Here is a 22,860-nt window from a genome sequence, read left to right on the forward strand (position 1 = left end):
TTTTTTATGCATTTTTTTCAAAAAATAAATACAATAAATTGAAAACCATGCAAATAAGGTTGGTATTTATTCCGAAAATAATATTGGGAATAATTTAAGAAAGTTTACTTTTGCGAAAAATTTTACCCTTAGTAAAACAACACAAAAACCCCTACACATGAAACATTTTTTATTGCTATTTAGCATAGCATGCCTAAGTATTGTATCTGTGAATGCTCAGGTTACAACCGCCGAAATCACCGGAGAGGTATTTTACGAAGAAGGAACTCCTCTTCCCGGTGCAAACGTAACTGCCATCCACACGCCAACCGGAACAACTTACGGAGCCGTCACCAATTTTGACGGAGGTTTCAACCTCTTAAACCTTAGAGTTGGTGGACCTTACAAAATATCGGTAAGTTACGTAGGCTTCAAGACTTCGGTTCTGGACGGAATTGAACTCAACCTTGGACAAACCTATAATGTTGAGATTGAAATGATCTCTGATGAAACCCAACTGGATGCGGTGATTATTACTGCGGAAAGAAATCAGATAATCAATAGTGATCGTACCGGAGCTGAAACAAATATTGGAAGAAAGGAACTAAAGACCCTTCCTACCATTTCAAGATCGGCTTCAGACTTTTACAGGCTTGAGCCAACTGCATCAAGCAACGGATCTTTTGGAGGTAGAAATGACCAGTTCAACAACTTCAGTCTTGACGGTTCTATTTTCAATAACCCGTTCGGACTGGATGCCGCAACTCCAGGAGGACAAACCAATGCACAACCTATCTCTCTGGATGCGATAGACCAGATCCAGGTTTCTACCGCTCCTTACGATGTGACCCAGGCAGGATTTACCGGTGCCTCTGTAAATGCCGTAACCAAGAGTGGTACAAACAATATCGAGGGAACCGTTTATGGATTTTACCGTAATGAAGACATGACTGGATCAAAAGTGAAAGGAGACGATATTATTGTGCCAGATCTGAAACAGGCACAATATGGTTTTAGCATAGGAGCCCCCATCATCAAGGACAAGCTCTTTGTTTTTGCTAATTTTGAAAAGGATGACCGGAAAGATCTTGGTACTAACTTCGTGGCAAGCAGGCCGGGCTTAACCGGTGAAAATGTGTCAAGAGTATCAGCCGAAGATCTTGAATATGTTTCTACTGAACTAGAAAATCTTGGCTATAAAACTGGACCTTACGAAGGTTACACACACGAGACAGCTTCAACAAAAGGTATTCTGAAACTGGACTGGAACATCAACCAGGATCATCGTCTGGCTTTCATCTATAATTTCCTTGATGCCTCAAGAGACCTTCCGGCACACCCTGAAGCTGGTGGTAGAAGAGGACCAGACCTTACTACGCTTCAGTTTAGAAATTCCGGTTACACCATAAATAATAAGATTGACTCCTGGCTTGTGGAGCTTAACTCCAGATTCGGAAACAATATTTCTAATAAATTCCAGGCTGGATATACTTTCTTTGACGACAGCCGTGATCCTTTCTCAGCCCCTGCTCCAGCAATGAACATCCAGGAGAACGGAGTGCGTTACATAGTCTTGGGACATGAGCCATTCTCAATCAACAACAGACTTGAGCAACATGTTTACCAGATAACGAACAATCTTAACCTGGTAGCAGGAAACCACACTTTTACTTTTGGCGGAAGTTTTGAAAAGTTTGAATTTGACAATTCCTTTAATCTTGGAACTTATACCTATTTCAATGAGAATGGTGGTGTTGGTTTTTTTGGTAATGATTTCACAAGTGTAAGGACCAATCCTGCAAATCCAGGAGGCAGCTTCCAGGAAGCTATAGAAAATGGACTTGTCGCTGAAGCCCTTACGAACGCGCAAAGCGTATTTGATAGCAATAACCAGAATAACAGCTGGGCTCTTGCAGAAACCAATGTGGGACAGCTTGCTTTCTATGCTCAGGATAGATGGAAGATAAATAACGATTTCACCTTTACTTACGGGTTGAGAGTAGATAAACCTTTATACTTCGACACTCAGGATAAAATTCGTGAGAATATTGAGCGACAATCCGGAGGAACCTACCCTGACGGCCTATATCAACCGGATGTAACCTATTATGATGAGAATGGAGAACCTACCAAGCTTAACAGTTTAGATTTACCTTCCAAAGATATACTTTGGTCTCCAAGATTAGGTTTCAACTGGGATGTAATGGGAGACAACTCTTTACAGCTTAGAGGAGGATCCGGAATCTTTACCGGAAGACTACCATTTGTATGGATTGGAAACCAGGTAGCCAACACTACTATCTTCTACTACCAAACAACGGCGCCTAACTTCAAATTCCCTCAGGTATGGAGAAACAGTTTAGGTGTGGATTACAGATTTGAGAATGGACTTGTTGCCACCACCGATCTTATTTATACCAAAGACCTCAATGCTCAGATGGTAAGAAATTATGGGCTTGCAACACCAAGCGGAACACTAAATGGTGTTGATAACAGACCAATTTACCTGGATAGCGACAGAACGATTAGTGAATTTGGCGACATTACCAATGCCTATGTATTTACCAATACGGATGTTGGTTATTCTTTTAACTGGTCTATGAAACTTGCCAAGAATTTCGAAAAAGATTTTTATGCGAGCATTGCTTACAACTACTTAAAAGCTGAAGATGCCAGTTCTATTGAAGCCGAAATTTCAGGTGATGCATACGATCGTAATCCTGCTCTTGGAAATGTAAACAGAGCAGTGAGCACCCCTTCTAGATATGGGGATAAACACAGAATTGTTGGTCAGTTGAACAAACAGTTTACCTACGGAAAAGATGACCGTTGGAGAACTTCTATCGGAGCATTCTACGAATATGCTCAGGGAGCCAGATTTTCCTACACCTATTCAGGAGATATCAACAATGACGGATCAGGCTTGAATGACCTCATATATATTCCTACCCAGTCTGAATTGCAACAATATACATTCAGTGGAGATGCTTCTCAGCAGGAAGCTCAGAGACAGGCTTTTGAAGCATATATTCAGCAGGATGATTATCTAAATGAAAACCGCGGAAACTATGCCGAAAAGTATGGTATCCTAAGCCCATGGAGAGGTAGATGGGATATAAAGTTGCTTCAGGACTACAACTTCAAGGTTGGTGATAACAAAACCAACACCATTCAGTTAAGTCTTGATATCCTGAACTTTGGAAACCTGTTAAACTCTGATTGGGGTGTTATCGAGATTCCTGTAAACGATCAGCCAATAGGGGTGACTGTGGATGAGAACAATACACCGGTTTATACTTTTGGCCCAGATCAAACAAGAACTTTTGCTTACGATTTCAGCCTTCAGTCAAGGTGGCAGGCTCAGGTAGGATTACGTTATATTTTCTAACACCTACCTGCATATATAATATAAAAGCAGCCTTGAGAAAGGCTGCTTTTTTTTTTGGATCTAATTCAGGATTCCAGCTTCTTTTAATAAATAATAAATTGATTCCTCTTAAATTTGATTCCCTAACAAAACTCAATGACACAAGAGACCATACAACTGGGCCTTAAGGAAAACTGGAGACAGTTCGTTTTACTGGTAATCATAAATGCTTTTGTTGGTGGTATGATAGGACTGGAAAGGACCATCTTTCCTGAGTTCGCCGCCACTGAATTTGGTGTAGCTTCAAAAACCGCTATTCTTTCATTTATAATCGCATTTGGGATCACAAAAGCAGTTTCTAATTATTTCGCCGGAAAACTTGCGAATCGTATGGGTAGAAAAAACCTGCTATTGGCCGGATGGATAATCGCGCTTCCCATACCATTTATCCTTATGAATGCTTCTAACTGGAACTGGGTGATTTTTGCAAATCTCCTCCTTGGGATCAACCAGGGACTGGCGTGGAGCAGTACTGTAGTGATGAAGATAGACCTCGTAGGTGAAAAGAACCGAGGCCTGGCTATGGGACTTAATGAATTCTCAGGTTATTTTGCCGTAGGTGTGGTAGCCTTTCTTTCCGGCTTCATTGCCGATAGATATGGCATCACGCCATACCCGTTCTATTTAGGAATAGTAATATCTGTGTTAGGTTTGATTATGACCCTTTTCTGGATAAAGGATACCAAGCATTTTGTGCATAAAGAAAATGCTTCAAGCACCAAGGGAGAACTTGATAATGTCTTCGCGGAAACTACTTTTAGAGACAAGACCTTAAGTTCTGTCACTCAGGCAGGTCTTGTGAATAACCTCAACGATGGGATGATATGGGGATTACTTCCCATACTTCTTTTATCCTTCAATTACAGCACTGAAAATATCGGGATCATTGCCGCGATCTACCCTACGGTTTGGGGTCTCGGCCAGTTGTTCACCGGTAGGATGTCTGATATATATTCCAAAAAAGCCATGTTATTCTGGGGAATGCTACTTCAGGGAATCGCCATTTTAGTAATTCCGTTTACATCCAGCTTCTTTTTTCTGGCTTCCCTATCGGCAATTTTAGGAGCGGGAACAGCCCTTGTCTACCCTACTTTTCTTTCAACCATAGCCCAGGCAACAAGCCCAAATCAGAGAGCGGAAAGTATTGGGACCTTTCGTCTATGGAGAGACCTGGGATACGCAATTGGAGCGGTAATATCGGGGGTTACCGCAGATCTTTTCGGGGTTACCTATGCAATTATCCTGATAGGAATACTTACAATTCTATCATCTGTTATTATCAAGCTAAGAATGCCCCGATTATGAAATACATTGCAGGACGTCTGAAGATCCTGATTTCTTACAACAAGAACAGGTGATTGTAACATAAAAACCAATGGCTTCAGCCAGCCGTGCAGCCATATAAAGATTAACATTCTATAAATTCACTTCAAATCTTTAAACAAACTAAGTATATCCTCCATAGAAGGCTCTTTTTTGAAATAATCTTTCCGGACTTCAGAATTTTCCATCCATCTATATAGCCATGAAATACCCCATTTTTGAAAATAGGAATCTCTCTGCTTATAAAGGGAATCTTTTAAAGCTTCCTTAAGGCTTAGGAATTCATATCCTTCCCCGCGAAGAATAGTTACAATTTGAGGTAAATATTCGGCATTGATTAAATTATCATGGCACAAAGAAATATGGCTGATTTCCTTACCATATACCTCCTTACTTAAGTCTGAAAAATGTTTAAAATACGCTATTGTTGTGGTAACATATTTTTCTCCAATACTATCTGCTTTATCAGCTTTTCCCTCCTTGAGGTAATATTCGTAGAGTGAATTAAAAATCCAGTCAGAACTTTCTACAGTGAACGGTGTATTCACATAATTTTTCTTATTAAGATATTTCAGTATTTCTATATGCAGAAGGGAATCTTTACCCAGATCGTTAAATGGAAACCGAAAATATTTTAAATCCTTATTGTATTTAGATGCTAATTTGCGGGAATAAATTTCTCCCTGCGTTATTTCGGTTTGAAAAGAGTCCAGACCTACCTCTGAATATCTGGCATGAGAATAGGAGTGATTGCCAGGCGTAACCCAGTTCTTTGAAATCCATTCTTCCAAGGTCTGCTGACCTTCCTGTGAGTTATCTACATATTTTTCATTAATAAAGATAGCCACCGGTACCTCCAGACTATCCATAGTAGCTATAATGGACTGATTTTGGATATTAGGAACATCATCGATAGTAATGGCTACTTTTTTCTGGCCATGTGCTACATTAAGCATCATAATTATTAAAATAACGGGTAAAGCCTTCATCTCTTAGCCTTTTGTTCTCTTTAATTCATCAATGACCTTACTACTAACCCAATAAATATCATTGTCACTGGTATAAAACAGATTCTTTCCATCTCTTGTCACGAACGGGCATAACTGATGATTTTTATTATTAATTGCACTACCCATATTTTTTGGGGAAGACCAGTTTTTACCAGTTTTAAAAGATATATAGAGGTCTCCCCTTCCATTACCTTTTTTCCTATTAGCACTGAAAATTACGTAATATTCATCGGGAGCGACAAAAACATCCACTTCATATGATGAAGAGTTAATTACTTCAGGCAATTGGCTCACTACATCCTGACTTTTATTATATCGGAAGATATTGAAATTCCGGCTTTCAGGATCCTTCCTATTTGAAGAGAAATAAATGTCTTCGTCATCAGTAAAAGATATATAATATTCATCACTAGTAGTATTGATAGATTCTTCGGGAAACTTGGGGCCAGACCATTCCTTATCCTACCTTTCCACATACATGATATCGTAATCCTTCATACCCTCCTTTCCCGGCATATTGATGATAAAATACAACCTGCTTTCATCATTTGAGAGCATAGGGTCATTAAAACTATAAACCTCATCTTCAATAACAACACTAGGAGGACTCCAAACACCATTTCTAAGTTTGCTTTCATAAATGCTGGCAACACCATCTTCTTCAACAGCGTAATAGAATTCTTTCCCATCTTTAGAAAAAACGCTACCAAACTCGACTCTATCAGGGAAACTAATCAGATTCGGTGCAAATATTTCCGGCTTGTCACCTGGAGCTTTTTGCCCAAAATAACTCATATAGTCATCGTTGGTAGATCCCACCTTACCCCTTACACTTTCTATTAACAACTCAGGATCGTAGGCCATGCCAGATTTTATTACAGTTTCAACATTTTTAATAACCTCGGGATCGGCATTTAAGTCTCCTTTTAAAACTACAAGATCAGCTTTGTATCCTTCCTGTATGCTACCGGTCTTTTCAAGACCTAACAATTTCGCTCCGTTTCCAGTCATTACCTGTATGGCTTCATGAGGCTGAAAACCAGCTTTTTCAAGCATGGTATAATTCAATTGATCACCAAAGCCTGGTAGGTTATGTAAACTTGGATCAGGTCCCGCTGTTAAAAGACCACCAGATCTATAGAATTTAAGGTCATATGCAATAGCCTTATCCAGCCATTCATCTTTAAAATACCAGTCATCTCCTTTTTCCTGCATACGATCGCGTCTTTGCTTAAGTATCTAATACCCTTTCTATCCTTTCTGGCAGATCCATTCCATATTTTCTGGATTGGATTGCAGAAATTGCCAGTGTAGAAGTTAGAGCAACATTATGGTCTATTAAACTTTGGTGAACTTTCGTCACTTTCGGATCATCAATAATAGTCTCCGACCTAAACGCAGTATTACGAGTACATTCTCCATACGTTTTACCTTCAGCAAGATCATAACTATGCATGAATCCATGTTCGATAGCATCTATACCTAATTCGGCAGCCTCCGTATAAGTTGTTGCACAAAGATGCCCTGTCACTTTAAGTTCATTCTTATGCGCCTCGTCAATAATAATTTTTAAGTCTGATGGTCGAGTATTACGGTAAACCTTGATCCATTTTACACCTTTTTCTGCCCATTTCCTGATTTCCTGTCTAACAGCATTTTCAGAAGTAAAACGAATAAAGTTCTCCTTGCCATCAAGACCAGAAAATAAGGAGAAGAATTTATAATTCTCGGTCCTGGTTGTTCTCCCCGTTCAATATATTGAGAAATAGCCAATTCTTCATCGGGGTTACCCGTACCACAGGTTTGTATAGTGGTTACTCCACCTGCTAAATAAAGTTTAGGGGAACTATATAATAAAGCACCCTGCGGTAATCTCATATGATTATGCACCCTTACGATACCTGGAATGACAGTATGTCCCGCATAATCAAAAACCTTTTCAGAACTTTCAATTTTCTGCCGAGTAGAAATTACTTTTTTTATAAATCCATCATCAATTAGAATATTAAAAGTCCCTTCCTGCTTAACTCCGGAACCATTAATTAAATACACATTAGTTAGCCAGTAATTTTCTGGCCACTGTTTCTGAAAATAGGAGGTATAATCTGAAAATTCCTTTTCATTTTTCTCTGTACCGGATTGGGCTTCTAAATAATGAGAGAATAAGAATAAAGCTAGGATTAGGAATTTTAAAATTTTCATGATTGAGAAAAAAAGCAGGAAAAAAAAGATAATGTGTTAAAGATACTTAATCAAAAAAAGATTTAAGTTTTAGTCCCTTTGTATGATCCAAAAGGCTGGAATATTGATCCTGTATGTTTCTATTGGGAGTAAATAAAGCTAATTATCTAAGAAAGCGATGTATGTAAACATCGCTTTCTATATGTATTAATAAAAATAATGTATTATTTTATCAGGATATTTCCATCACTGGTAGTAATCGATACCGAATTGCCACCCCCATTTATTTCTCCAGAAATTTTATTTCTGGAAACAGTCCCTTCAAGTTTGTAATTCTCTAAGGACACCAATTCCCCACGGGCATCCAGATCGATTCGAGCACCTGGGGTAAGTTTTACAAGGATATTCCCATCTGATGTCGTGAGTTTTGTAGAATTTTTATCGGATAAATAATTGACCTTAATATTCCCATCTGAAGTGACTGCTGTTATCTTTCCATGAAGGTTTTTTAAATCAATATTCCCATCTGAAGTTATCGCTGCAACATCACCTTTTAAATCTTTAATTTGAATATGTCCATCTGAAGTGATTAATTTAACTGACATATTCTTAGGTAATATTACATGGTAATTTAGGATAATTGCATCTTCTGAGGAAATAAAACCTCCATTCTCCCTGGAATTCATTTTAAAGGATAAGGTCGTATTCGTTTTTTCGACCTCTATTTTATATTGATCTCTAGTTAAATTCTCAAATTCTGATTTATCAATATGTAATAATTTTCCATTTTTTATAACCGAATAATAGACAGATATCCAATTTTGATCGTGACTTCCTATGCTAATATTACCATCTGAAGTTGTAATTGAAAGATTTTCAGGATTGCGTAACTCAAAAGCTTCATTAAAAGAATAATTCAAATCCTGTTGCGCTAAAAGATTCCCTGATATTCCCAAAAATAAAATTGCTAGATAAAATATACTTTTCATTGTCCTTATGTTTTTAATGTATTCTAAAGACCACTTTCTAAAATAGTTGTGACACCTTGTGAAGTATAATTTGAATTAAATGATCCGGAGGGCAAGCATTTAGATATCATCAGTTTAAATACTGGGATTACTTCAGATAATTTATGCGTTTTAACATTTCAAAATCTGCAATGTTGTAGTATTCTATTCAAGTAACTGGCGTTTGTTGACTTTCTTAAGAGATTTAGAACGCTCTTCCCTGTCTTGAATACTTTCTTGTCTAATAAATTAATGACTTGGAACTTGTTAGGGAGTAAGCGTTTCAATAAAATTCGAATGGAAAGTTTTGTCTCAATCTTTTCCTCTAAATAGTACCTAATCATTACATATAGAGTCAATTTGGCTAGAAATAGAGGAGAACCTTTATTTCTTATGCATTTTAAATTAATAGTAAATGAATTCAAAAATCTTATATTGTTACATTTTTTTACCTGAAGAAAAATTACTCCTAGAAAATTCTAAATTTCTCATAAAAAGATTTAATTCTTTTCTTTTCTTTCCCGAAACCTTGGTTCTCAGTAATTTTTTTATCTGTTCTAAATGTCTAAGATTATGATTAACTACTATTCTTAATGCATCCCCAATTTTGAGCTTTAAAATTTTACACATACTAAAGGGAACGGAATTACTCATCAGGTTAATACTCTTGGAATCAATTAATAGCTCCAAAATTTTATGTTGATCTGCCAAAAATTGCTTAATCACTTCCAAATCCAGTTTCTGACCTTTGGGATCTTTATTTCTTAGAGTCTTTATCTTTCTCATCCCCTCTTTTGGAAGCATTTGATTAGCAATATAATCACCTATCCAATGACTTTCAAAAAACTCCTGATGACTATTTGGTTTACATAGGTTTATTGCTTTTCTTATTTCGGGTAAATAATAACTAGTATACATATTTAAATGCTCCAGGCATTCAAGTATAGTCCACCAGTTAGGCTCTATTCTATAGTTAAGTTCAGTATAAGATAAAAATTGAAGATTCCTAACATATTGAATGGAAGCTTTTGTGTTCTTAAGTAAATCCTCAATCAATTCCTCAGTTAAAACTACGGTCATTCCTAAATTATTATTATCGAATAAAGCCAGGCTTATTTAGAAAAACAAGCGGAATAATTTTTAAAACCAGAACTGTGAAATATTTGTTTTAAAATTAAAAATCTCACGATTCAATCAAATTCAATAACAAATTAGGAAGATATTGACTCAATTATAAAGAAATGATTCCAGGTGAATGAAGATTGATTGAGGATTTACTTAAGAACACAAAAGCTTCCATTCAATATGTTAGGAATCTTCAATTTTTATCTTATACTGAACNCCAGGTGAATGAAGATTGATCCAAACTCCAATAATATTAATCTTTGGCAACAATACTATGAATAACTTAATTCTGTAAAAGACCATTACCGGTTTCCTTTCCATAAATTAAAAAATCATATAGCGCATTTATTAACGAGTCTCCATAATCCCCATTAGTCATTACAACCCAACCTTTTCCGAGGTCTTCAAAAATCACCGAATCACATTTAAAGCCAGGATTGTTACCACTATGCCCAAGAGTTAAACCAAAGGCTGTTTCTTCAAAATAGGGTCCCAAACCAAAATAATGTTTTTCTGCCCTGGCATTATGGTCAGCATCCGGAGTATGGGTATGTGCACCGAACATATCCTCATAAGTTTCTTTATTCAATCCTGTTCTATTCTTAATTCCCAGCCAAAATTTGGCAAGAGAATTCGCATCTGTAATCATAGAGGAGGCCACATGAGTAGCAGGCCTAATATCATTAACATGAGGGTAATTTCCATTATGACCAAGGGCGGTGTTATCAAGTAGGTCCGGAGCGAATTCAAAATAGGTGTGTGGCACATCCAATACATCTAAAGTTTCCTCATTAAGAATAGAGACAATATCCTTTCCTGTAATTTCTTCCACCACATCCTGAAGATAACCATACCCGGCACCAGAATAACTGTATTTTGTTCCCGGTTCGAATTTGATATCGAGTTTACCATTCGGGTTATTCCAAGGCCAATTGGGAAAACCAGTAGAATGGGAAAGTACTATACGTGCAGTGATTAATTTACTTCTTGGATCATCCTTAACATCCTCAGGTACCGCTAAATATTGATATAATGGCTTGTCGAGATCAATAATTCCACGTTCTGCCAACCTCATTACTGCAAATGCGAAAACAGGTTTAGTAATAGAGGCAGCTTCAAAGCGGGTATCTTTGTTTACAGGCTCCTTAGTATATAAGTTCTTATAACCATAGGTCTTATAGTAAGCCACTTCATCATTTTCAATAATAGCCAATGAGACTCCCGGAATATTATAATATTCAAGATAAGAATTAATAAATTTGTCTAGCTCCTTATGATTGTTTTGGATTGAACCTTTGGTTAAAAGGCCCCGTAAACCGATCATATTATCCTTTTCCTTGAAAGCAATAGTGAATACTTTGTCCTTGTCAGGACCGGTACTAATTAAATTCTCCTTATCTGAAAAAGTAATTTTTTTATAACCATCTTCCATTTGAATAATATCATTCTCCAATAAAATTTCATATTTACCAGAAGGCAATTCTGTAGCAAATCTACCTAAAGAATCAAGACTCAGAGATACCCAATCAAAGGGCTTTTTTAAAGATTGTAAGACAATTGAAGAAGGATAACCGTCTATGGTGTCCTGTTCCCAAGCAAGTTTTCCTTTTATTTCTTCTAATTTATCTTGTGAATCCAGAATCATTATCTGACCAAGCTTTCCGGCATCACTTTCCTTCCAAACAGAATTTTTCCAGGCAACATAAGAATTTTCAGATTCATCTATATCTTTGTCTATTAGGACAAAATCTATTCCTACTACCTTTCCTCTTTGAATCTTCTCTGTTAGTTTCAATTGAAATTCTATAATCCTCTTTTTACCTATAGTCTCTATAGCATATGTCAAGTTATTCCAGTTTTGTAGCTGGGCAATCTCTGGATCCCAACTGATTTTCGGATCACTTTGATCCCCGAACAATTTATTGAAGGTATATTTTACAACACCAGAATGATTCAATTCGTGTTTTTCATCAATATAAAGGCTGTAAGTATCTTGAGTGCTCCACTTGGCATCGTTCGAGGTGTCTTCAACAAAGGAGTCATCTTCAACCACAATGCTGAACAATAAGACATTTTTATTTTGATTATAGCCAACTTGAAAATATGCCTTGAAATCGCCTTCACCTTCTATCTTATCATTATATGGCAACATGGAAATATCATTCTTTGGCAGATATGTTGGCCAATCATTCAAATTGCCATCTATGTCAATTTTGTCCATCGGATAGGCGTAGGCCAAATAGTTTGCCGGTTTCCCAGATTGTGCGACAAGATCATTCAGGTGTAAAAAATAAAAGACAAAAAAAACAATTGCTATTTGGGAACCTATTCTTTGAAATGGTAGTTTTTTAAAGGAATTCATCGATCTCTATTTTAAGTTAGTGTTATTACTATAAAGAGGGATTCTGATTCTAATTGTTACATATAATCAGACAAATAGCCGGTATTTGATCCAAAAACCACTGAAACTGATTCCAAGTGCTGAATTTTGATCCAATCAGTATGAAAAATCGAATTTTTCCTCCTCCGAGTTCGGAAATAAGGGCCTGATCAATATCAAGAAGGAGCACCTAACCTATCTCTTATTGAATATTGATTTTTACTTTTAGAATTTTGGGTTGACGAAATAGTGACAGAAATGCTGAAAACTAGATACAGGTCCCCAGTCTATCCGAACTGCAAAAGACCTTTATTTTATACTGTTAAAGATTCTCCTTGAATATGGAATTAATTTCCTCAACTGACAAATCTGGATTAGCTTCAATATCGGGTATAACCCCTTTTAATTCCCAATTGGAATCCGTTACAGTTATCAAGGGTGCGGCCGTAGATATTGAAATCCGAAAATCGTGTGGAAGCTCAAAAAATTCATTCATATGTGCAGCACCATTAGTGCGCTCTCCTATTATTTTAGCAACACCAAATGCTTGTGCGGTATATGAAAATATTCTGCGGCTGAGCCAGTTTTTTTATTTACGATTAAATATAAAGGTGTTCCTTTTCTCAGTTTCCCATACACTAAATCAGAAGTATACTGCGTGTAAGGCACATTATCCTTATTTGCAAAATAGGTTGTTGAAAGATGTGTAGGAGAGCCATCAAAATAATGATTCAATATGTACATCATGATACCTGGATAACCACCGCCATTATTTCGTAAATCCAAAATGAGGTTTTCTGAATTCTCTACCAGTTTCATCGCTGCAACAGCTGTGGGCATTGTACGCTTCGGGTGCATAAATTCGGTTATCTTTATATAACCTGTACTATCATTCAGTATTCTTACACTTTCAAAACCATAGTTATTCTTAATTTCAGCTTCCTTTTCTAATTCTTCCCAGCTTTTGCCTGAACTCCCACTGTGCTTTTTAAGCTTCTTCCTTTTAACATACATGTGACCATCATTACTGATCTGTTCTAAATCCCTGGAAAGCACAACTGCTAAACTATCAGGACTATGAATCTTCAAGTATTTCTTTGAATTGAGTAGCTTTTTAAATTCTTTAGCTATTTTTATCCCCTTCTCCTCGAACACATAATGTTTCAGGATTAATTCAGGTATGGCATTAGTTATTTGTTTTATCTGCTCTTCCGTCAAATCTTGCACACCGGAACTCTCCACTTCCCTGGAATAGGACTTTTCCATATCAATAGTCTTCTGATGGGAAGGTGAATTGGGAAATAAGAATCCACTGAAGATAAGACTACCTAAAATGGCTATTCTTAATTTTCTTTCTAAAGATTTTTTATGGTAGGAATTTTTCATGATTCTAAGTCTTTAATATTTTGATTACACCTTAAAATTCTATCTACTTCTAAGATAAAATGTTCCTTACATTAAACTTGATTTCCTGTCGGGACTATTTTGCTGCTTTTTAAACTACCCACAACAGTAAAAGGGAACAGAAAAATGATTTCCTCCTTAATTTTCTGTATCAAGTAATAGAAGAGCTTAGGCATATTAAATAAATTTAACATACACTACACCCTTTTTTGATCCAGCTAGCCTAATAGATGAACCAAAAACAGGTTTCTTCGAATTTTAGTAAATGATATAGAAGAAAATTCAAATCAATTACTATAAACCGTAGCTTAAATGAAGGGTCATATTTCTGATGGAATACATTATAAGTTTCGGATCATTTTGGTGTCTCCACGACTAATCCGGCTTAAAACGAAATTGCCACTCTCGTTCTTTTTAAATTCAAAGGAATAGTTATTCGGTGTTAAATAAACACCTAGAATGTTTTCCTCACTGTAATTAGTTTAAAGTCAAGAAGGGTCGTAAGAAAAATAAAACTAAATGAATAATAAGACCTTCGTAGACCTGGAGATTTCTTTTCATGATTGAAGATTCAATTTTAATTGGTGCTCTAAAGGAAGTTTAAAATTAAACTTAACACCTTCACTACCTTCAATATTCTCCACATGAAGACGATAGTTCGTACCATACAAATGGTCCAGTCTATTCCTTGAATTACTTAAACCGGTTCCTCTTTTAAAAATAGTATCTAAATGCTCAATAGGTTTCCCATTGTTTTGGATAACTATTTTCAGAAAATCATTAGTTGTCTGCACTGAGATTAAAATTTTAAGGGTTTTATGGTCTTTACTATATCCATATTTCAAAGCATTTTCTACTATCGGTTGTAGAAGGAGGGATGGAGCTTTATAATTCAGACAGTTTGTATCTATATTTTTTGAGTAGCTAACCTTATCAGCAAATCTCACTTTCATCATGGCCATATATTTATCCAGAATATGTAATTCTTCTTCCATAGAAATGTATTGTTTATCCCCTACCGCCAAAATATTTCTAAAGAAATCACTTAAATCGATCAGAGTGTCTTGAGCTTTCTTATGATTTTTCATCAAATAGACTAACAATACTATTAATAGTATTGAACAAAAAATGTGGCTGTACCTGGGAGCTAAGAATTTTAAACTTGGAATTGATTAATTCCTTCTCTATTTTATTTTTTTCGATCTCCTTGTTATTACTATTCTCTAAATAAAAATAGGCAAGAATGATAAAATTGAAACATAGGATCAATAGAAAATTATAAAACATTCTGGAAATATTTAATTGGATTCTCAAAACCTCGAATGGTAAACATGTATCCTCCCAGGTTATAAATTGTTATAATTAAAAAGGTAAGTATAAAAGAAAGGAGTAAATTAAATAAAATAATTCTAGACCAATAAAATCTCTTTTTTAATTGGATTTTTGTCAAAAAGATTAGTAACCAGGCGGCTAGGATTACAAATATATATTCAAATGCCCATATTTTTAGAACATCTACGAGTGAGATCGGAGGATTGTAAGCCTCTATGAAGAAACGCGCGTAAATATTAATACCTATGCGTAGAAAAAAATAAATTGAATAAAAAATGGACAGAAATAATAATAAGCTATATTTTTTCTTATAAAAAGGAATCTTCACCATAAAGTCTTTTTTATCTAATTTATTTTAAACCAGTCCAATATAGCAAGAAATCACTCATCTTAAGACTTAAATATAATTCCATGTTTCCAACCAGTATTTAACCTCAGTCCATGTACTTTTAAATCTTCAGTACTATTTAAAAAATATCTTATTACAACACCCACCGATAGTATCGCAAGCTTCATAAATAGAGAGAATATTGCCTATTCATTTTACTGAAAAGTTTTTCCTTATATAATCATTGCAATTGGCAAATAGAACGCTTGACTCCCCTGTCAATTTAATCCTTGGATCTCTGTAGTAAATTTTTCGACATATTGATACGGATCCGTATTTAGCGGTCATATCTCACTTCTAACTTCAAAACCATATTCTTAAAAACGATCTAATACCTGCTGATATTGATATTTTCCATATTCTTTTCGGAAGGCGTGGACATCCTGGTCTTCTAAGATTCTACCATGAAGATAAAACACCACCTTTTAAGATTTGTCCTAAGCATAAATATATGAAAGCGAAACTATAATAATAACAGTAAACGATTTCAGAAAGTTCATTAACCCTAGCATAACCAGTTCACATTTTATTGTATAAAATTGAGGGAATGTTTTTGTACACAGAAGCTATAATTCTCCATCTCTTACTGATGTAAACAACTTTCTTTTCTGCTCTTATCGCATCATAAATTTGTTTCGCTGCTTTCTTTACCGGCACAACCCAAAACAAACCTTCTCCTTTAGCCATTGCCGTGTCAACAAATCCCGGTCGGACATCAGTTATTATTATGGGAAGTTTGTTGTATGTTGCACTCTGGCGTAAACTTTCCAAATAATTTATTTGATAAGCCTTTGATGCACTATAGGAAGGTGCTCGCCGGCTACCTCGTAATCCCCCTATTGAACTTATAGCTACTATATGCCCGTACTTTTGATCTTGAAAAAATTTAAACGCCCAGTTTAAGATATTTGTAAATCCCGCAATATTTGTACTGATAGCATTCCGATCATTTTCAAAATTCAATTTATCATTTAATTCCCCTACTCCAGAACTAAGAATTAACATATCCAACCCACCCATTTCTTCAACTAATAATTGTAATTTAAGTATTGAGGTTTCCAATTCCGTAACATCAAAACAAGCAACTTCAAAAGCCTCTGGATTTTCACGCTGTAAATCTAAAAGCAAATCCAACCTCCTCCCGGTTATCCCGACTTTAATTCCTTCCTCAGTTAAACGTTTTGCAAGACCTCTCCCAATTCCTGAGCTAGCTCCTATAATTATTGCTTTCTTTTGCATTTCTATTTCTTAATAATATTCATATTGTTGTAAAACCGTCCCGCTCTCATACTTGAGGATGATGCCCGAGCCACCAATGGTCGAAATTCAAATGTCATTAGATTTATGGATTTGAAACCATTCTGATTCGAATAAAAAAACGCTTCTAAAAGTATGACAAAGCGCCATTAAACCCAGCCGGCATGATCCAAACCAGCCACATCTTGCTCCCAAAATCCAAAAACAGGAATAAACAATAGCAACTATAATGACAAGCGCAGAATGCTATAGATAATCGTAGCAAAAGGATAATATTTACTATCTTCATTCTGTAACATTTTTGGTTAATTGCAGTCTATTAGTACAGACAACCTTTCACGAAAACAAATTCTAATGAAAATATTAATAGTTGACGATGAAATTTTAGCAAGGAACAGAATCAAAACCTTACTGAAAGGCAGAAATGATATTGAACAAGTTAAAGAGTCTCAAAGTGGAGAAGCGGCAATTCTTTTAGTCCAGGAGTTTAAACCCGACCTGGTCTTCTTAGACATTGATTTAAAGGATATGACCGGTTTTGATGTGCTGGACAGCCTCAAAGATGAACATAAACCAATCTTAAATCAAAAATAACTGAAGGATAAAAAAATTCTGAAATTAATCATGGTATTTTTAGCTTTAAATGCCTGGAGCAGCACATTTAAATTCATATGGAAGCCTGTATTTTTTTTTAAAACCATTTTCTAATAAAATTACAATCGATAGTTACTCCTAACCCAGGAATTCCCCATTCCTTATTACAATGTATAAGAACAAAAAGGTGAAAGATTTTTTAAGCCAGATATCTCCAGTCGATCAAGAAATTCTCAATAAATATACTTCTCAATGGACTGAATACCACGCCCCCAAAAGAACCATTCTGACAGCACCTGGTGAAACAGAGCGATACATGTATTTTGTTCTTGAAGGGACTCAAAAATCTTATTACCTAAATAAAGATAAACAACACATCATTGCATTTACCTATCCACCTTCTTTTAGTGGAATACCAGAATCATTCCTCACACAAACGCCATCAAAGTACTATTTAGAAACCATCACGGAGAGTAAATTTCTAAGGCTTTCCTTCGAACAGCACCAGCAATCAATGAAGGAACACCGAGAAATAGAATCCTTGTTTCGAAAAGCCACAGAACTTTTTTTAATTGGAATGGTTCAACGTCATTACGAATTAATGGCATTTTCCATAGAGGACCGATTTATAGCCTTTGCTCAAAGAAGTCCGCACCTATTCAACCTAGTTCCTCACAAAGACTTGGCCTCCTATTTACGAATTGATTCTACCAACTTCAGCAAATTATTTAATACAATTAAAATTTAAATTGTTGGTATATACAAATAATAAGATCGCGATAGTACCCGAAATTTGTCTCATCATTTAAACCAGTAGAATTAGAAAGTAATCTAGTAATTTTATTATCGATGAATATAGCAGAATTTTCAAAATCGTGGGTAAATACCAACCTTTACCCTTTTGAAAGTAAATACCTGAACTTGGCAGCAGGAAATATGCATTATGTTGAAGAAGGAACAGGAGAGACTATACTCTTTGTGCATGGAACTCCAACATGGTCATTTTTGTACAGAAATTTCATTAAAGAACTTTCAAAAAATTATCACTGTATTGCCATAGACCATCTAGGGTTTGGTCTCTCTGAAAGTCCAAAATCAATACCAGGAACACCAGAATGGCACTCGGCTAATCTTGGAGAGTTCATCAAAAAATTAGACCTCCAAGATATCACCTTGGTTTTGCACGATTTTGGAGGTCCTATAGGACTAGCAGCTGGTATACAAAATTCCGAAAGAATTAAGAAAGTAGTGTTATTTAATTCATGGCTTTGGGCAACTGAACAAGAAAGGGAAGCTCAAAAAATTGATAAGATTATCAATAGCTGGTTAGGAAGATTTCTATATCTTAATATGAACTTCTCACCTAATATACTTTTGAAAAAAGGTTTTTCAAATAAGAAAAATTTACCAAAAAAAGTCCATCAACAATACCTCAAACCCTTTCCCAATAAAAACTCAAGGATTCCATTGCTAAATCTCGCAAAATCATTAGTTGGTTCTTCTAAATGGTATCAGGAACAATGGGAACAACTCCATGGCCTAGCAAAAAAAGATTGGCTTATACTTTGGGGTATTAATGATAGCTTTCTGAATTTAACTTATTTAGAAAAATGGGAACAACGACTTATAAATTCAACCACAAAAAAGTTTGACTGTGGGCACTTTGTGCAGGAAGAAAAGACTATAGAATCAATTCAGGAAATTGAAATCTTTATGAAAAAATAATGCATTTTCAGAATAAGACGAGCTATACGCGGAATTTAATTTTTTTGATCAAAACCCAATAACTTGTTCAATCTCTTTTCGCTTTAATTCAGTTATATTACAATTTGATGCATTTACATAAGCTTTGGTATCTTTTTACCCTTTCGTAAGAATTTCTACTCTAATTTTCACTGTTCTCTCCAGAGAAAACACCATTTAAAGATTTCTATAGTTTAATTAAACTTCATAATGCACATTCGACATTTATTTTTCATCTCCTTCCTTAGTCCGATTCTTTTTTCCTGCCAAGTAGATACTATTGAAACTGAAGCTCGTAATTCTTGGATGCAAATCGAGGTACCAGAAGCAAGTACGGTTTATAGCATGTATGGTAGTCTTCAGAATGAATTGATAATAGGGGGGCTTGGCAATATCTTTAAAACTACCAATAAGGGCGTTAACTGGTCTATTGTTCAAAACGACATTACTGCATATGAGCTGAGAGAAAAGCAAGATTCAATATTTGCCATTGCTCTATATAACTCCACATATAAAGACTTCTATACTTTGGATAATGGAGATTCATGGCACCTCCATAATAAAAAATCTTTACAAGATCTCAGAACCAGGAGTGTTACCACCTCCAAAGGAATAACTTATTTGGTTGTGAGTTCTGAAACTTTCCCCAAACAACCAGATATTGTTTTACGATCCAATGATGGAGGTTCAACCTGGGTTGACATTTTCCCATATAAACATTCCATTTATTCCATATACTTAGATTCTGATGACAATTTGTATCTGGGAACTAACGATTGGGAATGGGACGAAACAGCAGACACCTTTGATACTAATAACAAAAATAATATTGGTATTATCTATGTCCTAAATGACTAAGTTTAGTTAAAACCTCCATTTGACTCCACATTAGTTAAGTTCTGTTGTTCAATTACCTAAATGAAAAATAGAATATTTCAATTTTTGCTATTGGGTCCAAAAAAATTACTTCTAAAATCAAACTCCGTATTATCAGTAATATGATTAATATTTTTAAACTCCTGTAGAAAAATAATTAAGACTGAATTCTTGAGGCGGCTGGCTTTATGGTCATTATAAGTGGACTTTTGACTGTCTCGTTTGAAAGCTGTAAAAGTGACAGAATGGAGGGAAAACGGATGTTGTATCTAAAGAGAAACCTGGATAATTGGGGATGTTAATGGCGGAGGATCACAATTTTAATCACAACCTACAACGGAGATATCACTATCCGGGAAAACAAAAAGTAAATGAATAAAATATTTCTAATTTTAAGCTTTCTGACAAGCGTCGCTTACAGTCAGAAGGCTCAGGACATCGATGCCCTTTTTGAAGAATATAAAGACACGCCTGGAGCTGTCGTGGGAGTCTTTAAAGACGGCGAGATTGTGTTTAAAAAGGGCTATGGCATCGCTAATATGGATTACGGAATTGAATTGTCTCCAACATCTGTTTTAGACATTGCCTCGAATGGCAAACAATTTACAGCCGCAGCCATTACCTTATTGGAAATTGAGGGAAAATTAAATTTCGATGATCCCATTCGTAAATATTTGCCTGATTTTCCTGAATATCCCGGTAATCCAATAACAATCAATCATCTTATTCATCACACCAGTGGAATCCGTGATTATATAGATTTAATTGACTTTTCAGGCCAATCGTGGGATAATAAATTTTCTAAAGAAGAGATTCTTGAAACCATCTTTCGCCAGCCTCGTTTGAATTTTGAACCGGGAGGACATTATGACTATTGCAATTCGGGATACCTTTTACTTGGACGTATTGTGGAACAAGTATCTGGCCAGTCCTTTGCTAACTTTATTGATCAGAGGCTTTTTAAGCCTTTAGGCATGAGCAACTCATTGATTTATGATAACAATAATGAGATTATTCCAAACAGAGCGATAGGTTATAGAAAATATAAGAATGGAATTGAGATGGATCATGATTTTAATGTTAGCCTCAGTGGAGATGGTCAATTACTCACAAATGTGATAGATTTTAAAAAGTGGGATGATAATTACACGAATAATAAATTAGGTGACAGAACCTTTTTGGAAAAAATGTTTAGAAAAGGGGTATTAAACAATGGAGATACGATAGGCTACGCCGGTGGAATCTTCCGAGAAGAATATCAGGGTTTTGAAACTATAGAGCATAGTGGCTCCTGGGCAGGTTTTCGATCTTATTATGCGAAAATTCCGAAAAAAAATCTTGCCGTGGTAGTCTTTAGCAATTTTGCTGAAATGAATGCTATCAAAAAAGGTCGAAAAATTTTAGACATTTTGCTCAATATTCCTTCTGAAGAAAATAGTAAGGATATTCGGGAACCTGAAAACCAGTCAGATTTCAATATATCCGTAAAAGATCTAAAAAAATATGCCGGGATGTATTGGAACGACCGATTTCTATTTTCACAAAATATTTATATATCTAATGACACGTTGAGACAAGATAAAACTGAGAATACACTGAACCCTGTTTCTACAGGCAAATTCCTTTTAAACAATAATAAGAGTAAAGTATTTCAGTTTTCAAAAAATAATGATAGCATCAATCAAATTTACTTAAAAGACGGAGATTGGGAATTGGAATTCGAAGCTTTTACTCCTGTTGAAATGCCTTCAGATTTTAAAAAATTCTTGGGTGAATATTACTCTGAGGCATTAAAATCTTCTATTTCGATAAAGCAGGAAAATATCAAATTTATACTCTATAAGAATGGAAGGAATTATGGCGAAATATTTCCGAAAAAAGAAAATGAGTATTACGTAAATTTTTTTGGAACATTTAGTTTCGACCATCATAACAATCTGGAACTTTCAACAAGAAGGCTAAAAAATGTCATTTTTAATCACAATCAAATTAAATCATAAACCGAATTATCGTAGAATTTAAACTGCTTCTTATCAATAGCTTTCAAATTCTTATCAAGTTGTAAAATTGATAAAAAAATTAAGGAAATCGTCTGATCCATAGAAAACTAAATACTCCAGGATTCTTTTAAAAATATATAATTACTTAAAAATCGATATAATGAAAAAGTTCATAACCACCCTACTATTCTTATTTGTAGTTAAAATAGCATCGGCATGTTCTATTTTCGCTTGTTCTCATAACGGAAAAGTCCTGGTAGGTTCAAACGAAGACGGTGATTTCCCTTTCTCATTTGTAAGAACAATTCCCTCTACAGATAATTCATACGGTGCAATCTTTTTTGGCACTGTAGATATGCAGGCACAATCCGGGGTAAATGAACACGGGCTTTTTTTCGATTTTACTTTTTTACCGGAAGGTGAAGTAGATCCATCGTTTCTTAAGGAGACAAATGAAAGTTGTGCACCTAACATTTCAAATCTGGTTTTAAAATCGAAAAATGTACCAGAGTTATTGGAGAAATTAAAGGATCATCCTTTTAATATTCTGACTTCTCAATTATTTATAGCAGATGCTAATGGAGAAAAAGCGATCATTAATGCACAGGATATAATACATCAGAAAGACGGCTATCTTACCGCTACTAATTTCAATGTCTGTAAAGCTGAAGATAGAGATTATTCCTGTACCCGATATGATAAAATTGAAACCTCTCTAGCTCTAAATAAAGATATTTCCGTAAAAGATTTCAGGAAATATTAAACGATGTTCATGTTGAAGGCCAAACCGCAACTCAGTATTCAAATGTTTATGATTTAAAGAATGGTAAAATC

The 22,860-nt window shown here is 35.3% G+C and carries 18 protein-coding genes and 2 pseudogenes; 8 read left to right on the plus strand and 12 right to left on the minus strand.

Annotated elements, in window-relative coordinates:
• Positions 1–157 precede the first annotated feature (157 nt).
• Complete coding sequence (locus tag EZJ28_RS14125; protein ID WP_131399008.1) at positions 158–3,367, plus strand: carboxypeptidase regulatory-like domain-containing protein; 3,210 nt, start codon at positions 158–160, stop codon at positions 3,365–3,367.
• A 135-nt stretch (positions 3,368–3,502) separates the two neighbouring features.
• Positions 3,503–4,711 (plus strand): MFS transporter, encoded by a 1,209-nt coding sequence (locus EZJ28_RS14130; protein ID WP_131399010.1) that lies wholly within the window; start codon positions 3,503–3,505, stop codon positions 4,709–4,711.
• A gap of 119 nt (positions 4,712–4,830) precedes the next feature.
• Here the strand turns inward: EZJ28_RS14130 and EZJ28_RS14135 are convergent, their stop codons facing one another.
• The 12 genes and pseudogenes from EZJ28_RS14135 to EZJ28_RS14200 form a co-directional block, all read right to left on the minus strand.
• Positions 4,831–5,718 carry a polysaccharide deacetylase family protein gene (locus EZJ28_RS14135; protein WP_131399012.1) on the minus strand — a complete coding sequence of 296 codons (888 nt, stop codon included), beginning with the start codon at positions 5,716–5,718 and terminating at the stop codon, positions 4,831–4,833.
• A 3-nt stretch (positions 5,719–5,721) separates the two neighbouring features.
• Positions 5,722–6,033, minus strand: coding sequence for a PD40 domain-containing protein (locus EZJ28_RS14140; RefSeq protein ID WP_131399014.1), 312 nt, complete (start codon positions 6,031–6,033; stop codon positions 5,722–5,724).
• A gap of 168 nt (positions 6,034–6,201) precedes the next feature.
• The gene (locus EZJ28_RS14150) at positions 6,202–6,954 is read right to left on the minus strand and encodes an amidohydrolase family protein (protein WP_131399015.1); all 753 of its coding nucleotides are present in this window, start codon (positions 6,952–6,954) and stop codon (positions 6,202–6,204) included.
• 16 nt (positions 6,955–6,970) lie between these two features.
• Positions 6,971–7,270: a hypothetical protein gene (locus EZJ28_RS14155; RefSeq protein WP_131399017.1), complete on the minus strand. Its 300-nt coding sequence runs from the start codon at positions 7,268–7,270 to the stop codon at positions 6,971–6,973.
• Between the two features lie 80 nt (positions 7,271–7,350).
• Positions 7,351–7,941: a hypothetical protein gene (locus EZJ28_RS14160; RefSeq protein ID WP_131399019.1), complete on the minus strand. Its 591-nt coding sequence runs from the start codon at positions 7,939–7,941 to the stop codon at positions 7,351–7,353.
• A gap of 203 nt (positions 7,942–8,144) precedes the next feature.
• Positions 8,145–8,909, minus strand: coding sequence for a DUF4097 family beta strand repeat-containing protein (locus EZJ28_RS14165; RefSeq protein WP_131399021.1), 765 nt, complete (start codon positions 8,907–8,909; stop codon positions 8,145–8,147).
• 456 nt (positions 8,910–9,365) lie between these two features.
• Positions 9,366–10,007: a DinB family protein gene (locus EZJ28_RS14170; protein WP_131399023.1), complete on the minus strand. Its 642-nt coding sequence runs from the start codon at positions 10,005–10,007 to the stop codon at positions 9,366–9,368.
• A 328-nt stretch (positions 10,008–10,335) separates the two neighbouring features.
• A complete protein-coding gene (locus EZJ28_RS14175; RefSeq protein WP_131399024.1) occupies positions 10,336–12,414 on the minus strand; it encodes a serine hydrolase in 2,079 nt (692 codons plus the stop codon).
• A gap of 340 nt (positions 12,415–12,754) precedes the next feature.
• Positions 12,755–13,818: pseudogene (locus EZJ28_RS14185) on the minus strand (S41 family peptidase).
• A gap of 575 nt (positions 13,819–14,393) precedes the next feature.
• Positions 14,394–14,831, minus strand: a complete 438-nt coding sequence (locus EZJ28_RS14190; RefSeq protein ID WP_394346093.1) for a sensor histidine kinase — start codon at positions 14,829–14,831, stop codon at positions 14,394–14,396.
• Positions 14,826–15,123 (minus strand): annotated as a pseudogene (locus EZJ28_RS16235) (histidine kinase); the annotation flags it as partial. The pseudogene EZJ28_RS16235 and the gene EZJ28_RS14190, both read right to left, overlap by 6 nt.
• 952 nt (positions 15,124–16,075) lie before the next feature.
• Positions 16,076–16,795, minus strand: coding sequence for an SDR family NAD(P)-dependent oxidoreductase (locus tag EZJ28_RS14200; protein WP_131399032.1), 720 nt, complete (start codon positions 16,793–16,795; stop codon positions 16,076–16,078).
• A 372-nt stretch (positions 16,796–17,167) separates the two neighbouring features.
• On the opposite strand from EZJ28_RS14200, the gene EZJ28_RS14205 reads away from it, so the two are divergent.
• The 6 genes from EZJ28_RS14205 to EZJ28_RS14230 all read left to right on the plus strand — a co-directional run bounded on the left by EZJ28_RS14205 (position 17,168) and on the right by EZJ28_RS14230 (position 22,789).
• On the plus strand, positions 17,168–17,407 hold the full coding sequence (locus tag EZJ28_RS14205; protein ID WP_131399034.1) for a LytTR family DNA-binding domain-containing protein: 240 nt from the start codon (positions 17,168–17,170) through the stop codon (positions 17,405–17,407).
• Between the two features lie 187 nt (positions 17,408–17,594).
• Positions 17,595–18,155 (plus strand): Crp/Fnr family transcriptional regulator, encoded by a 561-nt coding sequence (locus EZJ28_RS14210; RefSeq protein WP_131399036.1) that lies wholly within the window; start codon positions 17,595–17,597, stop codon positions 18,153–18,155.
• A gap of 101 nt (positions 18,156–18,256) precedes the next feature.
• Positions 18,257–19,132, plus strand: coding sequence for an alpha/beta fold hydrolase (locus EZJ28_RS14215; protein ID WP_131399038.1), 876 nt, complete (start codon positions 18,257–18,259; stop codon positions 19,130–19,132).
• Between the two features lie 324 nt (positions 19,133–19,456).
• The gene (locus EZJ28_RS14220; protein ID WP_131399040.1) at positions 19,457–20,008 is read left to right on the plus strand and encodes a two-component regulator propeller domain-containing protein; all 552 of its coding nucleotides are present in this window, start codon (positions 19,457–19,459) and stop codon (positions 20,006–20,008) included.
• A gap of 389 nt (positions 20,009–20,397) precedes the next feature.
• Positions 20,398–22,026, plus strand: a complete 1,629-nt coding sequence (locus tag EZJ28_RS14225; RefSeq protein ID WP_131399042.1) for a serine hydrolase — start codon at positions 20,398–20,400, stop codon at positions 22,024–22,026.
• Between the two features lie 160 nt (positions 22,027–22,186).
• Positions 22,187–22,789, plus strand: a complete 603-nt coding sequence (locus EZJ28_RS14230) for a hypothetical protein (RefSeq protein WP_131399044.1) — start codon at positions 22,187–22,189, stop codon at positions 22,787–22,789.
• Positions 22,790–22,860 lie beyond the last annotated feature (71 nt).

This window comes from Gramella sp. KN1008 (genome assembly GCF_004332155.1).
GTDB lineage: Bacteria > Bacteroidota > Bacteroidia > Flavobacteriales > Flavobacteriaceae > Christiangramia.

Excerpts from the sequence above, each read along its gene's own strand:
- EZJ28_RS14125 (WP_131399008.1), top strand. The coding sequence starts at position 158 with ATGAAACATTTTTTATTGCTATTTAGCATAGCATGCCTAAGTATTGTA.
- EZJ28_RS14130 (WP_131399010.1), top strand. The coding sequence starts at position 3,503 with ATGACACAAGAGACCATACAACTGGGCCTTAAGGAAAACTGGAGACAG.
- EZJ28_RS14135 (WP_131399012.1), bottom strand. The coding sequence starts at position 5,718 with ATGAAGGCTTTACCCGTTATTTTAATAATTATGATGCTTAATGTAGCA.
- EZJ28_RS14150 (WP_131399015.1), bottom strand. The coding sequence starts at position 6,954 with ATGCAGGAAAAAGGAGATGACTGGTATTTTAAAGATGAATGGCTGGAT.
- EZJ28_RS14160 (WP_131399019.1), bottom strand. The coding sequence starts at position 7,941 with ATGAAAATTTTAAAATTCCTAATCCTAGCTTTATTCTTATTCTCTCAT.
- EZJ28_RS14165 (WP_131399021.1), bottom strand. The coding sequence starts at position 8,909 with ATGAAAAGTATATTTTATCTAGCAATTTTATTTTTGGGAATATCAGGG.
- EZJ28_RS14170 (WP_131399023.1), bottom strand. The coding sequence starts at position 10,007 with ATGACCGTAGTTTTAACTGAGGAATTGATTGAGGATTTACTTAAGAAC.
- EZJ28_RS14175 (WP_131399024.1), bottom strand. The coding sequence starts at position 12,414 with ATGAATTCCTTTAAAAAACTACCATTTCAAAGAATAGGTTCCCAAATA.
- EZJ28_RS14190 (WP_394346093.1), bottom strand. The coding sequence starts at position 14,831 with ATGGAAGAAGAATTACATATTCTGGATAAATATATGGCCATGATGAAA.
- EZJ28_RS14200 (WP_131399032.1), bottom strand. The coding sequence starts at position 16,795 with ATGCAAAAGAAAGCAATAATTATAGGAGCTAGCTCAGGAATTGGGAGA.
- EZJ28_RS14205 (WP_131399034.1), top strand. The coding sequence starts at position 17,168 with ATGAAAATATTAATAGTTGACGATGAAATTTTAGCAAGGAACAGAATC.
- EZJ28_RS14215 (WP_131399038.1), top strand. The coding sequence starts at position 18,257 with ATGAATATAGCAGAATTTTCAAAATCGTGGGTAAATACCAACCTTTAC.
- EZJ28_RS14220 (WP_131399040.1), top strand. The coding sequence starts at position 19,457 with ATGCAAATCGAGGTACCAGAAGCAAGTACGGTTTATAGCATGTATGGT.
- EZJ28_RS14225 (WP_131399042.1), top strand. The coding sequence starts at position 20,398 with ATGAATAAAATATTTCTAATTTTAAGCTTTCTGACAAGCGTCGCTTAC.
- EZJ28_RS14230 (WP_131399044.1), top strand. The coding sequence starts at position 22,187 with ATGAAAAAGTTCATAACCACCCTACTATTCTTATTTGTAGTTAAAATA.